Annotated in this window: 11 protein-coding genes and 3 pseudogenes; 8 read left to right on the top strand and 6 right to left on the bottom strand. The window is 57.7% G+C overall.

The genetic code is table 11. The annotated features are described in order from the left end of the window. Positions 1 to 18: 18 nt before the first annotated feature. Positions 19 to 1,080 (bottom strand): hypothetical protein, encoded by a 1,062-nt coding sequence (locus tag V1280_RS15025; protein WP_334525147.1) that lies wholly within the window; start codon positions 1,078 to 1,080, stop codon positions 19 to 21. Positions 1,081 to 2,514: 1,434 nt separating this feature from the next. On the opposite strand from V1280_RS15025, the gene V1280_RS15020 reads away from it, so the two are divergent. The 3 genes and pseudogenes from V1280_RS15020 to V1280_RS15010 all read left to right on the top strand — a co-directional run bounded on the left by V1280_RS15020 (position 2,515) and on the right by V1280_RS15010 (position 3,849). Then, positions 2,515 to 2,748 carry a hypothetical protein gene (locus tag V1280_RS15020; RefSeq protein ID WP_334525145.1) on the top strand — a complete coding sequence of 78 codons (234 nt, stop codon included), beginning with the start codon at positions 2,515 to 2,517 and terminating at the stop codon, positions 2,746 to 2,748. Between the two features lie 420 nt (positions 2,749 to 3,168). After that, positions 3,169 to 3,606 (top strand): annotated as a pseudogene (locus V1280_RS15015) (TrbI/VirB10 family protein); the annotation flags it as partial. Between the two features lie 3 nt (positions 3,607 to 3,609). Beyond that, on the top strand, positions 3,610 to 3,849 hold the full coding sequence (locus tag V1280_RS15010; RefSeq protein WP_334525143.1) for a DUF2274 domain-containing protein: 240 nt from the start codon (positions 3,610 to 3,612) through the stop codon (positions 3,847 to 3,849). On the opposite strand, the gene V1280_RS15005 is transcribed toward V1280_RS15010, so the two are convergent. Beyond that, positions 3,822 to 4,766, bottom strand: a complete 945-nt coding sequence (locus V1280_RS15005; protein ID WP_334525140.1) for a LysR family transcriptional regulator — start codon at positions 4,764 to 4,766, stop codon at positions 3,822 to 3,824. The two genes, V1280_RS15010 and V1280_RS15005, sit on opposite strands and share 28 nt — an antisense overlap. Positions 4,767 to 4,934: 168 nt before the next feature. Here V1280_RS15005 and V1280_RS15000 point away from each other — a divergent pair, with 168 nt between their 5' ends. Then, a complete protein-coding gene (locus V1280_RS15000) occupies positions 4,935 to 5,363 on the top strand; it encodes a hypothetical protein (RefSeq protein ID WP_334525138.1) in 429 nt (142 codons plus the stop codon). Between the two features lie 575 nt (positions 5,364 to 5,938). Here the strand turns inward: V1280_RS15000 and V1280_RS14995 are convergent. Both V1280_RS14995 and V1280_RS14990 read right to left on the bottom strand, forming a co-directional pair. Further along, entirely contained in the window at positions 5,939 to 8,095 is a 2,157-nt protein-coding gene (locus tag V1280_RS14995) for an exonuclease domain-containing protein (RefSeq protein ID WP_334525135.1), read from the bottom strand. Between the two features lie 542 nt (positions 8,096 to 8,637). Then, positions 8,638 to 8,826 carry a hypothetical protein gene (locus V1280_RS14990; RefSeq protein ID WP_334525132.1) on the bottom strand — a complete coding sequence of 63 codons (189 nt, stop codon included), beginning with the start codon at positions 8,824 to 8,826 and terminating at the stop codon, positions 8,638 to 8,640. A 409-nt stretch (positions 8,827 to 9,235) separates the two neighbouring features. Here V1280_RS14990 and V1280_RS14985 point away from each other — a divergent pair. Next, positions 9,236 to 9,738, top strand: a pseudogene (locus V1280_RS14985) (methyltransferase family protein). Positions 9,739 to 10,088: 350 nt separating this feature from the next. On the opposite strand, the gene V1280_RS14980 reads toward V1280_RS14985, so the two are convergent. Beyond that, complete coding sequence (locus V1280_RS14980; RefSeq protein WP_334525129.1) at positions 10,089 to 10,652, bottom strand: GNAT family N-acetyltransferase; 564 nt, start codon at positions 10,650 to 10,652, stop codon at positions 10,089 to 10,091. Positions 10,653 to 11,529: 877 nt separating this feature from the next. After that, the gene (locus V1280_RS14975; protein WP_334525126.1) at positions 11,530 to 11,817 is read right to left on the bottom strand and encodes a hypothetical protein; all 288 of its coding nucleotides are present in this window, start codon (positions 11,815 to 11,817) and stop codon (positions 11,530 to 11,532) included. Positions 11,818 to 12,160: 343 nt separating this feature from the next. Here V1280_RS14975 and V1280_RS14970 point away from each other — a divergent pair, with 343 nt between their 5' ends. The 3 genes and pseudogenes from V1280_RS14970 to V1280_RS14960 form a co-directional block, all read left to right on the top strand. Next, positions 12,161 to 12,382, top strand: coding sequence for a hypothetical protein (locus V1280_RS14970; RefSeq protein ID WP_334525123.1), 222 nt, complete (start codon positions 12,161 to 12,163; stop codon positions 12,380 to 12,382). A 6-nt stretch (positions 12,383 to 12,388) separates the two neighbouring features. Next, the gene (locus tag V1280_RS14965) at positions 12,389 to 12,631 is read left to right on the top strand and encodes a PilZ domain-containing protein (RefSeq protein ID WP_334525120.1); all 243 of its coding nucleotides are present in this window, start codon (positions 12,389 to 12,391) and stop codon (positions 12,629 to 12,631) included. Between the two features lie 606 nt (positions 12,632 to 13,237). Further along, positions 13,238 to 14,239, top strand: a pseudogene (locus V1280_RS14960) (CHAT domain-containing protein); the annotation flags it as partial. Positions 14,240 to 14,667 lie beyond the last annotated feature (428 nt).

Here is a 14,667-nt window from a genome sequence, read left to right as displayed (position 1 = left end):
GTTGCTCAGCCCATATGCTCATTCGGAGCGTAAACTGCGGACTATTCGGGCAAGTCTTATCCGTTCTTCACGACGCTTTTGTGAGGCTCTGATGAGTTGCTTCTGCGTGCGCTTTGCATAGGCAGGTAGCTGCTGAGCCGATCTGTGACGGCTAGCTGCGCGCAACTCGGCATCCGTTAGATCACTGTCAGCCGCTTCGGTGAAGCCGCCGTGACGGAAAGAAGTAAAAGATAGTTCCGCGCGAAGACCCGCAGCGACTACGATGGTTTTTACCACGCTACGCAGATAGCGCAGATCCCCACGTGCAGTAATCCATGGAAGTGGCGTTGCCGACCTACGATGCGGATGGTCGCGTCGGAATGCGAGGCCCGAGGAAACCGCCCTCTTGATAGCATCCAGCTCGTCCATCAGTTCAGGAAAGATAGCTTCGCCGCCTTCATCGAACAGGGGCCACCAGGCCTCCTCCCCATTCTTTAGATGCACGATCCTGACGCTGTTTGGCCGCTCACTCGGTCGATAGTGCGAGATATCAAAAGCTCCGAACACGTGCTCCTCGCGCTGCAACCATTCCCAGGTTAACAATGCGGCAGTTCCGATGGAGTCATATCCTAGCCTCGTGGCAGTTGCCCTAAATGCAATGAGTTCGTCCCAGGTTGCTGTAGGCGTGTGCCGCGCGGCCTGACCTGGAGCACGCGTCTTTAGGCCCATTCGTGCAAATGGATTATTAGCTGGTACGATCTTCTCTTGAGCGCGCTGGCCGACGTACCATGCGCGCCTGCTGGAGATCATAGCGACATTTGCGAAACGTCGTCGCTCTCGCACGACAACATCTCCCCTTTCATTGACTTCTTCAATGACTAAGAGTTTTGCATAAACCGCATCGACGAAACCTTTCGTGAAGGACGATAGCTGCTGAGCCCCTGCACGGCTCCCATCCTTCAACTTATAATTCGCGAACAGCGTAAGACCTTGTGTATATTGTCGCCGCGTCTTTCGATCGAGTTCCTTCCATTTTGAATGAGCTTGGAAGATGCTGACGAGCCAATCGAAAGTGCCAAGCGCAGGCGAGCGCGGCACCATCTCGCTTAGCCCTCGTGAGCACCAATTGTCGAACGCGGGCAAAAGGATTCTCTCGGCTCTGTCGATCGCCTTAGTATAGTCTTGCCCCAATGGTTCAGCCGCCACATCGCAGCCCTGTTGGCGAGCCCAGGTAGGAGGTTCAAAGAAGTATGCCAAGCGACCGTCAGCTAACGGGCTTGCTCGGCAATAACGTGGAAGCGCCAAGGGAGGGAGGGACGATCTCATACGAGACATAGGAGGTCTTCCGATGGATTGCGAGCCGGTTTCGTCGGCATTGCAAAATGGTCGATAATAGCTTTCGACCAAACTGGCTGCCGCAGGCGTCCAGCGCCGCGATAGCTGATTGGGGGCGGTGCCTCTCCGCGTCGCACGGCGCGCGCGAATTCAGTTGTGTTGGGAAAGTCCAAATAGGCAGCTGCCATATCCGCCCGCATCATTGCTGGCCAGCAGCCATCGGGCGGATAGCGCGCTGGCACTGCTGCCCGCGCAATCGGTCTATGGGATCCTACCATAAGTTATTATTAGCGATGCGGGCTGCATTGCTCAAAAGTCGTCGCGGAATTGGATAGCTGGCGTTCACGGCCGCCTTCTCACTGATAACCTTCATACCTTCTAGGGCCGAAACCTATCCGGTTCGAGGAGGCCTGCCTGTCATGGTCACAATCGGCTAGAATGTCGTGGAAAAGGGCCGGCTAGCGGCGAACTAGTCATGGACAGGGCTCGAACCTGGGACCCGCTGATTAAGAGTCAGCTGCTTCTGACGGATTGTCAGCGCTCAATCCGACAAACCTGTTGCTCAACTTGCATTGAAGGCCGCAGCGATCTTCTCTTTATCGGAATGATAGGCATCGCATGTACGCCAGGGGTAGATGGATTCCTTGTGGTGCCTCGGCCGGATCCTTCGACGTTTGCGAGGGTGCGATCGGGGTATCATCGGTGCCGTTGAGACGCGCTTTTGATCTGCGTTGCGCGTGCGGCATTTGCCGCAACGGGCTCTCGTGAACCGAGCCGCGCTGCGTCTCGGCCGACGGCTTCGATCCCTTGCGCACCAAATTGTGTCTCTCGCCGGAGGCACTCGGTCCCGGGTTCCGTCGCGTTTCGCGCCGGCGCTATGCTAACCCTCCTGCGGGTGCCTTGTTAACCGGTCTCGAGACTGCAGTCGGTCCCGCGTCCCGCCCAAGGGCGGCGCTATGCTGACGCTCCTGCGGCTGCCTCTTTTAGCCCCGCCGTCGCGCGCCTTCGCTTGCTCGGCCTTCATAGTGGCTGCGTTGCAGCTAGTGGTGTGCGCACAACGCTTTCCTAGCTTGCCATCAAAACCCGAACAGATCTGCCGCGTAGCCGTCGCGGGGCGACAGAGCGAGAGGAGCGAGCTGTTTCTCGCTGTCGAATTGGAAGCTGCGAGAAAACTCGTGGCGCCCGTCGCGGACAGACGTGATGTCCAGATATATCCGCTTGGGCGTGCCGGCGAGCCTCTGTGAGGAAATCACCGACAAGATCATCGCCGGAGTGGAGGCCAGCCGTGTGCCATGTGAGGTGCTGTGCGCGGACAATCGGGCGATTGTCCTCGCGGTAAACCAAGCCGGCAAAGCGGCGGATTACACGGTCGGCTTTCTGCCAAGTCTCGCTGCCGACATAGCAGGTGAGAGTGCGCAGTGCGAGGCGGCTTGAAGTATCTCTTCGCTGCTTGGAGGAAGAGTGAGAGGGGTGGGCGGATGTCCGCGACGGGTTGGAAGCCGAGAGAGAGGCTCTCGGCCACCCGGCGTGGAGAATCGAAATGAAGGAAGCTGTCCGAGAGATCACTTTGTCCCCATCCGGCGACCTTGCGTTCAATAAGGTGGCGCTGGAGCGCTGCGCGGTTGAGCAAATCGGCCAGCGGGAGGTCGCGCGATGACACGCGACGCTTCCGAGCTGGCGCACCGCCTCGCGCGCGAGGCCGAGGCGGTGTGCCGCCACTATCTGTCGAACGGTCGGCGCCAAGGCCGCTATTGGTTGGTTGGCAATGCCAGCAATACACCGGGACGTTCGATGTTCGTCCGATTGAAGGACACGCCCAGGGGGCCGGCCGGGAAATGGACTGACGCTGCAACGGCTCAAGGAGCACGGCTGGTCGGCATCTATGACAGCCAAGTAGCCTTCGGTCAGTCCCGCGTCCTGCTGGCCTGGACGCGGCTGATCATGCCGAATGGACGTTCTATCGTGCTCGAGCGGCAGCCTGGTGCTGATACCGCCGGGTATGCGGGCCTTGAAGACCAGGTCGACAATCACTGGGGTGAGCTATTCAGGGCCGCTGCGCTCTCGACGCTCTTGTCTGTCGGGACGGAACTGAGTGCCGGCTCGGACACCAATAGCAACAACAGCGCCGTTATCCAGGCATTGCGGCACGGTGCCGCAGAGTCGCTGAACCAAACTGGTCAGCAGGTGGTTCGGCGCAGTTTAAGTATTCAGCCAACGCTGACGGTACGACCCGGCTTCCCAGTTCGTGTCATCGTCAATCGCGACCTGGTGTTCGAACCCTACCGAGAATAGAACATGACAAAGCTCAAAATCGGAACGCTCCCTGATGAAAAACCGGTCAAACTGAGCTTGGAATTGCCCGCTTCGGTGCACCGTGATCTCATCGCTTACGCCCAAGCCTTGGCGCGCGAGACTGGCCAAGCAATCGATCCATCCAAGCTGATCGCGCCAATGTTGGGACGGTTTATGGCGACAGATCGTGGATTTGCACGACTGAAACGAGAAGCTCACCCGCCGCCCTCAGGAGACGGATAGTAATCTGCCACCAATTTCAGAAAGCATCTCAGCGCGGGATTTTTGTTTCCGGGACGCCAGTGAACCTGGAAGCACACCTGTATCTGACCCCGATCATCACGCAATTGTCGCCAAATCAGGCCATCCCCAATAGATCCCGTCTCAGATACAAGGACAAAGCTGACCCCAAGCCCCGCACTTGCAAGGCTCTGGATCACTTGTCGGCTCACGTTTTGTCGCCGAACCTTCTGCTCGATCCCGTGCGCCACAAGGTACGGCTCGATGATCTTGGCCAAGCCGCATGCTTGTTCGTTCGTTCCGAGCAAGATGGTTTGGTCAAGGAGATCTGTCCAGTAGATCGCCTCGCGACTGGCCAGAGGATTGTCTGCTGACAACAGAACGAAAATTCCTTCATGCCATAGTGCACGAGATCCTGGATCGATCGACCGAGGCCTTTCTGGAACGATAATAACATCTGCTAGCCCGTTGCGTAGAATGCCATGCAAATCTGTTGGTGACCGCTCAATCGCGGTCACCTCAATACATTGTCGTCCAAGATCAGCTAAGATCGCACGCAGATTTCCTGTTGAACCCGATGCACACAGCCCGACGGAGAGTTGACCGGAGCAAGTACCCGCGCCACAACCTGCCGATTGGATGAGTGCGTCAATCTGCTCAAGGATCGCCGTAGCGCGGCTTAGAAAGCTGGAGCCTGCACGGGTAGGGCGTATGCCTGCAGTCGATCGCTCGAACAACGTCGTCCCAATTAGTTGCTCTAACTGGGCTACCGATCGGCTCAATGCCGAATGTCGAATCCGGAGTAGATCAGCCGCGCGCCGGAAGCTACCGCAGCTACATGCGAGCGTTGCAAAACGAAGATGCTTCAGCTCGATTCTTGCTGGACGCCGGTCAGAGCTGCCGGATGGTTGTACGTCCACTTTGATACCCCTGATATAGCCGAACCCAGTGGGGTAAGGTATTTTACCTCAGGCATGCGTGCACCTGTACGATTCCACAGGGCCAGATCTGGTGAGAATGCGCGAAACCAGCAGGATGCTGCTATACTTTTGAGGGTGCACTACCTCGCACGGTGAGGAGCTCGTCACATGACCTTTTCTACAGTCTCCAAAGTGGAGCCGTTTGGTGAACCTTCGGTCCAGGGCTGCCCAGACCGTTTGAACGATACGTTCAGGTTTGGATACCGTATTCCAGACACGAATACGGTCCTGGCATCTGTCGAAGTTCCCTTGTCTGTCGTTCAGCAGTCGATCCCGCAAGAGCTGTCAGTCCGGCTGAGCCAAAATGGCGGGGTGATCGCAAGTCTGAATCTCGAGGGGACAGCTGGATGCAAGGGCATCATGGAGGTTTCGTTGGTTCAGCTTGTCGAAGAGCTTATCGAGCCCCATCATCTATCCATGGAAGAAGTCACACCGTCAGATTTAGAAGTGCTATTGCTAAAGTTGGAAAGTTCAGCTCGGCTCGTCAGGGCTGCGATGTCAACCTTGAAGTCGAGCACGGAGTTGCCATTTGGGTAGGCCGCCCAACCAGGGATCGTCGCCGGACGCGGACCTGGAACTGGACGGACCACTTTGCCTTACTGGCATCATGTGCAAGATCTTTCATCTCTTTACCCCAGGGGCCGATCGCTCTGCGCTCTACTTCTGCTACTGCACGGTACCGGCGACACCGAACTTGACCTATTGCCTTTGGCCCGAGATCTCTCTTCCGAGACGTCGACCCTTAGTGTCCGAGGAAACCGTTGAAATCGAAGGCGGCTTCGCATTTTTCCATCGCCATCCTCAGGATCAGGTGCGCGCTGTCTGGGTTGCATGCGCTACAATTATTGGACTGATCCTTTTACGCTATTGTAGCGTGCGGCCTGCAACGCAACGCCGCTCATTGCTGAGCCGCCAACCGCGATTGGCTTGCCGGGAAGGTCCGGGTTGTCTCGGTGGTCGACCGACGCGTTACTGACGCCAATACGGATGATTTCGCGTGGTAGCCTCGGCGACGATTTGATTCTGAGCCGTGCTTTCATTGGGCGAGCCATAGGATGCAGCGTCACAAGTCTGCAAGTCAAAGCCTTGGGGAAGGTCAGGGGCCATCAGGGCTAAGCCGCTTGTGCGCTCTGAGCGAATTCCTCGTGTCTCTTCCGGTTGATCAGGTTCAGCAGGTGAACGGAGGCGCGCGCATCGCACAGGGCCCGATGATGATTATCCAGCTCGATTCCGTAGATCTCGCAGAGTTTGCCGAGCCCGTAGGATTTATGTCCCGGATAGCGCCGGCGCATTCCCGCGCAAGTGCAGAGCTTGGGAAACCGGAAGCGGCGCTCCACCCGTTCGTACTCATACACGATGAACCCATAGTCGAAGTTGACGTTGTGAGCGACGAAGATGCCGTCACCCATGAACTCCATGAAGCTCTCCGCGACCTCCGCGAAAACGGGTGCGTTCCGCACCATCTCGTTGGTGATACCGGTCAATTGAACGATTTTGGCCGGGATCGGACGCTGCGGATTGAGCAAGGTGTGCCATTCGTCGACGACCTCGTGATTGCGAACCTTCACGGCGCCGATTTCCGTGATGCGGTCGCCGTTCGACCAGGCGCCGGTGGTCTCGATGTCGACCACAACGTAGTCCTGTTCGGGGTCGAAGCGATAGTCGACCCGGCCGATTTCTGCGACGATGCCCGCGGCGCCGAGCTGGCGCAGGCGGGTCAGCTGATTGCGCCGGATGACATCGCCCTCTGCCTTGATCTCCATGAACGAAGCTTTGCCGTCGCGTACCACCATCAGGTCGGGGAAGCCATCCTTCATGTCGCGGAAGTCGTCGCACATCGAGCGGACGATACGGGCGACGCCGGCCGGATCGGTGCCTTCGAGCAGCGCGCGCAGCGCTTCGACCTGCACATGATCCCAGGCAAAGATCCCGTTGGGCCGCCCCCATCTTGCGGCGATGGTCCGCAGGATGATCGCCAATCCGTTGCCGGATTCAATGCCCTCCAGTTTCGCATCGATCGATGAGGCGAACAGCCTGCTGAAGCTGCGGTCCTTCAGGCAATGCGGCACCCAGTCGAAGCCGCTGGCCAGTTGGGTGGTCTCGAATAGCTCGTCCCAGAACAGAAGTCCGAACAGGCTGTGCCACAGTACGTTTTCGGCGTAGAACACACGGGCGCCCTCGCGCCGCAGGACGCCGGCCAAGCCTGCTTCGGGATTGCCACGATGCGTGTCGTCGACCGTAATGGCCCGGCCTGATCGAAGGAGTTCGGTGTAGAGCCCCGTGCGCCGTCCCCCGAACTTGCGAGCATAGAAGTCTGTGGCAAACAGGTGCTCGCCGTCGCTCGCGGGATCATCAATCATACGCTGCAGCAGTTCCTCGGCTTCGACGCGTTCGCCCTCGTTGTAGAGCAGGCGCGCCAGGCGTTCGTTGCAGTCGGAGGAAGAGCCTGCACGATAGAGCTGACAGGCGAGGGCGCTCTCGTCACTCTTCTCGAAATACAGGCCCGCCTGATGTGCCGCACGGCTGCGAAGATCAGCGGCGTAGTCCGTCCCGCAAGCGGGCCCTCCAAGGACGTCAATGGCAGCTTGGCGATAGACAGCTTCAGATTTGACATCGAGACGATCAAGGACCTGACAGTAGTAGAAAGACGCCACTGCCTCGTCGCCGTCAGTGAAACGTGCGTTGAAAGACGTTTCCTGGTTGGTGCGGAGAATGCCGAGATCGCGCAGCGCGAAGTTCTTGAGGTCGACCTCGGTCTTGCCGAAATAAAGGTAGAGCAGGAACTCGATGGGGCGTGTTCCGTCGAGCGCGATGAATTTGTGCCCGCCGCAGTGCTGCGCAGCGACGGAAAACGGAACTTGCTCGAGAAAGTAGTCGACGAATTTCAGCTTCGACCATGATTTGCGGACGTCTCCGCGTCCGGCCGCTTGCGCTCCGGTCATCAGGACATCCCTGGGAAGGCAGGCGACGAACGCCGGGTAGTCGGATTCCCTGAGGGCGCGAGCGTGGCCGGCCGCCGTCAATTCGGCGACCGCAACTTTGACGTCCTTGATCTCCGGATAGCTGAACAGCGATCGGTTGAAGATCGCGCCACGCCTGTTCACCATTCGGATCAGCAGGCAGCGTGCGTCCCGCGAAAGGCCGCCGAAGCGCGCGATGAAAGCGCGGTGTTCGTCGCCGAGGATCGAACTGTAGGTCTTTTGTACGAACTCTAGCATCTCGACGAAGTGGTCGAGATAATAGTACGCGGGCAGCATAGGCAGCTTCATCCGCGGTCGCTCCGCCGGATGTACCGATGTCTCCGCAGGCTTTCCCGAGTTCCGTGAAGTCTGGGCACGATTGTAGGTCCCGAAGCCGCTGACGTCGCGGTTTTAGCAGGTCGATTCATGTTCCAGTTTTGTTCTCGTGGCCGCTTTTTGTCAAGAGAGCGGGCGAGCTGCGGCGTGTGCGCCCTGGGGCTCTGCCCGTGATGACGGAAAATCGGGGCAAATGGTGAGCCGCCGTGCATCTCGGCGCTGCGGCGGTGGTGCGGTCTCGGCCGTCTCGTCTTTGGCGGGAGAGCCTTCGCTTGATGGCAAAAGTCCAGCATGGATCGCCCATTCCATCGAGCCTGTTGATGTCGCGAACTCTTTCTCCTCGTCGATTGACCAGAATTGAAGGCGAGGGGTAGACGGGTAACCGTAGTAACCGCCTGCGTATCCGCTGTCGGAGTCTCTTGGTGGTTCGACGAAACCAAGCTTTGCTGATCTGGCCGAAAGATCGAGAACTCTGGGCTGGTGAGAGCATCGATTTGCTGAATGCGTCGTCGGATTCACGCCGAGATATTCTCCGCAGGGTTCTTTCCATCCATCGCGGGTTGGTCGAGATGCGCAAGCACGGCAGAGAGCTTTGATCGCTTAAGAAGTTGCTCATGGACTGCATCGACAAACTCAAGGCGTCGCTTCTCTAGTGTATTGAAGGCTTCCAGTCGTTTGCGCTGAGCACCTGATTGAGAATCCATCTATTGATGTCGCCCTCGTCGGGGATCGCGAACTTCTTCCCGCCGTTTGCATCAGGCTGCAGGCGTCCAATGTGAGCGGTGTCGCAATTATGCGGATCACCGACCTAATGGACCTGGAGGCCGCCTTGGTTGGCGGCCTTTTTCATATCAGCCAAGCGTCCAATGTCGCATGTGACACGAACCGGACCAACTCGGCCGACGTGATGATGTCCGTTGTTGGGGAGTAGACCGGAAGTCGCGTTTCTCGACCGGGAGGACCGATTCTGACCCATACCGGAACTCAGCCTGTAGATCAGAGGCGAGGTGAAGAGAACTCGACGGCCGGGACAACTGATTGTGGAGCTGCGTTCAATGCTCGTAGCAGAAAGTGACTTGCGAGGCTATTCTTGTCGGGTCGTGGGAGCACGCAATGTCGAAAGCAATTGCCGTCTTGGGCTCCGCTCTGTTCTTCGTCATTGCGCCGTTGGTGCTGGCAGGCCTCGTCCCCTGGTGGGTCACGCAGTGGGAATTTCGGCCAGCTTTGTTCGGCGTCGATCTAACCCGCATCCTCGGCGGTATATTGATCCTCGTCGGAGTGCCCGGACTCGTGGATTCATTTTCCCGTTTTGCGCTGGAGGGACTGGGGACGCCCGCCCCGATCGCGCCGACACAAAAGCTCGTAGTGACTGGCCTTTATCGCTACGTGCGAAATCCGATCTACATCGCGGTCGTCGCAGTCATTTTTGGTCAGGCCCTTTTGTTTGGTGACTGGCGTCTCCTCTGGTACGGCGCGCTACTCTGGCTTTTTTTTATGTCTTTGTGGTGATGTACGAAGAACCGACGCTCAAGCAAACATTCGGCACGGAGTACGAGAGCTTTCGGACTAATGTGCCGCGCTGGATTCCAAGGTTGACGCCATGGCGAGCCGCATAAAGGAATCGCTGCAAGCGGCTCGATGCCGGCTGCAACAATCAGTGCGAGACGTCGAAGCGTAACAAGCGCGCCTAGCGGCCTCGCCCCGGAGGGTCCACTACCCTAGCCGCCAAGGTCGAAATAACGCATGGGCCGGGCAACTGCTCCGCACGCCGTGTCTTTCCGATCCCGGAGGAAGACCGGCCGTCTGCGCCTGCGCATTATGAGGACCGAATCTGGCCCATCGCGTCAGTTAGCGCTTTGCTGCGACATGTCCGGTGCCGAGAGTGGACCGGAAGACCGAACTCGGGTACGCACGGACGCGATTGACCCGGAACGGACGTCAGCACGTCGAATTGCGACCGACCAATTCAATTCGGTGGGTCACCGGCGATCCGCCCAAACATTCGGAAATCATGATACGCACCTTTGAACCAAGCCTTCTGTCGAAGGGTGCCCTCGTATCGAAATCCGGATTTTTCCAGGACCCGGTCTGACGCTGAGTTTCCGGGAAGCGTCCAAGCCTCAATGCGGTTAAGTCCAAAAGTCTCGTGACCGCATGCCACCGTGACGGAGACCGCCTCGGACATCAGGCCCTTTCCCCAAAATTCCGGGTTTAGCTCGTACCCGATCTCGCCAGAACTCCATTTTCTCTCAAAGCTATTGAAGCGGATCGCGCCAATGAGGGATTTTGACTTTCGGTCTTCGATGATCCACGCGCAGCCCTTGCCGGAGGCGTAAAGCTTAACCATCCACCTTGCATACCGTTCGCTTTGAACTTTGCTGGGTTTATCGGGCCAATTTGAATGACGGGTTACTTCCGGAATCGACAGGAGTGCTCCGAAGGCGGTGGCGTCTCTAGGCGTCATGGCGCGCAGCACCAAGCGCTTTGTGGACAGCGAGGGGAAATTCCTTCCTTTGGTTATCAGCATCATGCGCTCACTTCTGGCGGCCAACATTTCGATACCAGCTTAGGGCATGTTCTTGGGTTTGTTTAGCGGAAGGGGCGGCCTGCCCACCGTCAATGTGAAGCGAACAGCCCACAACGGACCTCGACAGATCGAACGCGCAGGTCAGGCCCGGAAGTGGCCCATCAGCGAAGTAGCGGCAAGCTTCGTTAAGGTCCGCTCAGTGGGGCACTGCGGACGCGATTTGCTCTGGTTGAGTTCTTCGCATTCTGACCCTTAGCGGAAGTGCAAGTCGGCGCCGCTGACATCGGCTTTCGAGGGTGGAGCGGGCATGGTCAACACGCCGGTCAGGTTGCCTAATGACCCAAGGCGGATAATCCATTGGAACGACATGGCTCTTGGCTATTGACGAATGAACACCTTGGCATATGGCCGACGTGGCGCAATGTAGAAACGAGCCTCGCACTCGCTGCAGGTCAGATGCTCGGCGATATCGACGCGGAGTGCGGATCGCAATTTATTTGCGCCGCAGTCCGGACACTCATGGTTGTTTAGCACGTCAAGAATATCGGTCTCGCTCATCATGCTCACGCTTGGGCGACGACAGGTGCAATTAGGCACCAAAGGAGTGTCTAATCTGCTTGGCCATCATGATGACCGCATCGGAATATTGGCCACTGGATGTGTATTGATCGCACATTGATAAAAATATTAGCGCTAGAACGGCAATCATGAACCCCTTGAGCATAACGGCCTCGCGCATGAAGAGACTGCCAAGCGAGCAGGTCTTGATCAATCGAACTTCGATATTGGCGTCGCCGCCGCGACGATTTGCAATGGTCACAGGTTGGCAATGAGCCGTAACTAATTCCTTAAAGCGCGAAAAGGGGCAATGCCGGCGACGTTAAAGTGGCAACTGCCCCTGATCTTCTGACCAATCGATGATCTCGAAGAACATCCCTCGCCCGAGCATTTCGGTTTCAAGATTGGCGGCATGCTCCTTCCAGTCACGCGTTTCCCGCACTTGAAAGCAGGGCTTGTCTCCGACGGTCCTTGCAGCGTCGTCGGAAGCGAGAGCCCCCCGAACACTCTCGTACATCATGGTGAGACTGTCGTTCGTGAAAGCTCGATAGTCCATGTTCACCGCAACAAAAAAGGCCGTCGCCGGGTTGAGATCAGCGACGGCTCCCAATGTGTGAGTTTCTGGATGATCTATCCACGCTAGTCAGCGTTGATGATCGGGGTGGATGGGTTAACAATCCATTACCGTCCAGGAAGTTTTCGCGGCTCACTCGGCCCTCTCCCTTGGCAGCAGTATCCGGGCGTAGCTTTCGAGGTGCCGGGCTGGCCAATATTTCGTTGATTTCATTGACCCGGCGTTTGATCAGGCAGGGCCGCGGCGGTGAAAGCCGCTGCGGCTTATTGCGTTCACCGCCTTGGTCCCCGCGCGCGCCGTTACCGGTTGTCCTTGAAGAATACTTAATCTCTATCCGTGATTATGTGGGAATTCATTTTTCGCTTTCCTATGATTTTCCATGCATCTCGTCGCCACGCGAAAGTATGCATTTATCGCAACTCAAACGCTTGCTGAATGTCAGGCGCGCGATAGCCTTTTTAGGTTCGCCGAGAATAAGTTCCTGCTGCATATGACTTCTGACGAAGACCTCGAAGATGAGCGGCTGGTTTGGCTCGATACTAGAGCCGCTCTGCTCTGGATCAATCAAACGACCGACGAGTATGGAATAAATTGGGAGTGATCACCAGTGGTCGAAACCCGGATTGCGCCTCGCTATCGCGTTTCAAAGCCGGCGCAGATTGAATATGGAGGCGACAAAACCTCCTGCATTATTCGTGATCTCTCTATTACGGGCGCCGCTCTGCAGCTTTCCGATCTGAGCGCGACCATTCCTGCCGCGTTTACGTTGATCATACCTGAAGACAAACTAAAAATATCATGCCGCGTGGTCTGGCGAAGAGCGTACAAGATTGGCGTAACTTTCAATTAGCGGCATCAAGAGACCTTTCAGTCGGCGTCACTGTCACCACGTACTTGCGTCAGCGGTTGACAATCCAGCTCGGCAACAACGCGACCGTGACCGGCACGATGAAGGCCACGGCTTGCCATGGCGGCATCGTTAACATCACTGCTGATCGTGCGGCGGCTCTCCGTCCCTGGCGAGCAATCTGCTCGATTGAGTTTTCAAAGCTCGCAGATAGGCAGCCTGCGAGAGCCCCCGCGACCGACGACGAGTTCCGCTTTTGGGCCCGTGGCTGACCCTCAGCCCTAAGCGCGGCGATCTCCACTTCCGAGAGATGACCCGACCAAAGGCGTGCTGGCTGCCGAGGACCCACAGCGGACTAATACGCAGGCCCCGTCAAGAAACACGCGGGTAGTACGTGTACCTTCCATTTTGGTGCCACAACAGCCGATCAACCGCTCCATCCTTGCCATGAAGAAACATTCCCTGGGCATCAACAAAGCGCATGAAAAACCGGTCCTCGCTCTCGGCAAATAGTTCGAATTCGGGCTGTCCCGTTCCACGCACGAATAGCCGTCCACCTGTCATTCGGCCTGCAAATTTGACCCCTCAAATTTGCAAGCCGATTGACATTGGAAGTCTGCAAAGAACCTGATCGTGGTGACTAACGCTTGGCCTGTTACCGTTATCGTTGTTGCCGACGGAACCCGCGCGGATCGATTCCGATATCGGAAGGTCCCCTGGCTCGCGCGCAGTCATTCGGTGACGGTGGTTCCGTCGCTCTCCGCGCTGCTTACGTTACGGAAAGTGCCAGTCGCGGCCGCCTCCCGCCAGCAGTTGATCGGTTTTGGCGATCCGCTGTTCAGCAAGGAACAGGCCGTTGAAGCGGCTAAGGAGGATGCGCAAATCAAGGTGGCGGACGCATCCAACGTCACCCGCGGTGCGCCCCTGAAACGGCGCAACGGGCCAAAGATCGACGGCATCGATTAACTTCAGCTGTCGCAATTGCCGCGGCTTCCGGATACCGCGGACGAGCTTAAGGCGATCGCGCTGACGCTGCAGGCCGATCCGGCCAAAGTGCTCAATCTCCGCAAGGATGCCAACGAGAAGAACGTCAAGTCCACCGATCTGTCCAAGTTCAAGATCATCGCCTTTGCGACCCATGGGCTGGTGCCCGGCGAACTTGATGGCCTCTCACAACCGGCCCTGGCCCTGACGGCTCCCGCTGTAGCCGACAGCGACGGCGACGGCCTTTTGACTATGGAAGAGATTCTTGCATTGAAGCTCGATGCCGACTGGGTCGTTCTGTCGGCATGCAACACTGGCGCCGGAGTTGCCGCTGGCGCGGAGGCCGCTTCTGGTCTGGGCCGCGCTTTCTTCTACGCCGGCACCCGAGCCCTGCTCATCACTAACTGGTCTGTGCATTCGCAATCGGCGAAGGAGCTAATCACCGATCTATTCAGGCGTCAGGCCGTAGATCCCAAGCTGACACGCGCCGAGGCGCTCCAACAGGCTATGATGGCCTTGGCGGATGGGCCCGGCTACGTTGGCGGCGATGGAAGGACGGAATTTGCCTATGCTCATCCTTTGTTCTGGGCACCGTATTCCATTATTGGAGATGGCGGAGCACGATAGGGACATCCCGCCGACGGGTTGACCCGTAAATTCTTAGGCCGGCTCCGGCGGCCTATCGTCTGCATGCACAAGACCGCGTATGTCCCCACGGCGCCGTCCCAGGGTTTTGGACTAGCCGGATTAAGAAGCTGTGTGCAACATAGACCGGCTCCGGCCCACGCGCTGGCTAGGTGCGGACCCCATGGGCGGGGGCCTACTTGCCGCGGCAGTGGGATGATCGTCACTACCTGACGTGCATTTTCTCGACGATCGCGTAAAGCAGCATAAAAATCAGCAAGAAAACGAAGAACCAGACAGCGGTCCGATCTTTTTGCGCGAATTCGCGGTTCGGACTGTTGTGGGTCGCATGAGGTATTACGATCGGTGGCCAAGCGGGCCGCCCACGTCTGGCGAAACGACTTAGCAGTCGCCGAACCGTCGTTTCCGGA

Source organism: Bradyrhizobium sp. AZCC 2230, assembly GCF_036924495.1.
In the GTDB taxonomy this organism is placed as follows: Bacteria; Pseudomonadota; Alphaproteobacteria; order Rhizobiales; family Xanthobacteraceae; genus Bradyrhizobium; species Bradyrhizobium rifense.
The sequence above is the reverse complement of the archived record's forward strand: the minus strand, read 5'-3'. Positions and strand labels throughout refer to the sequence as shown.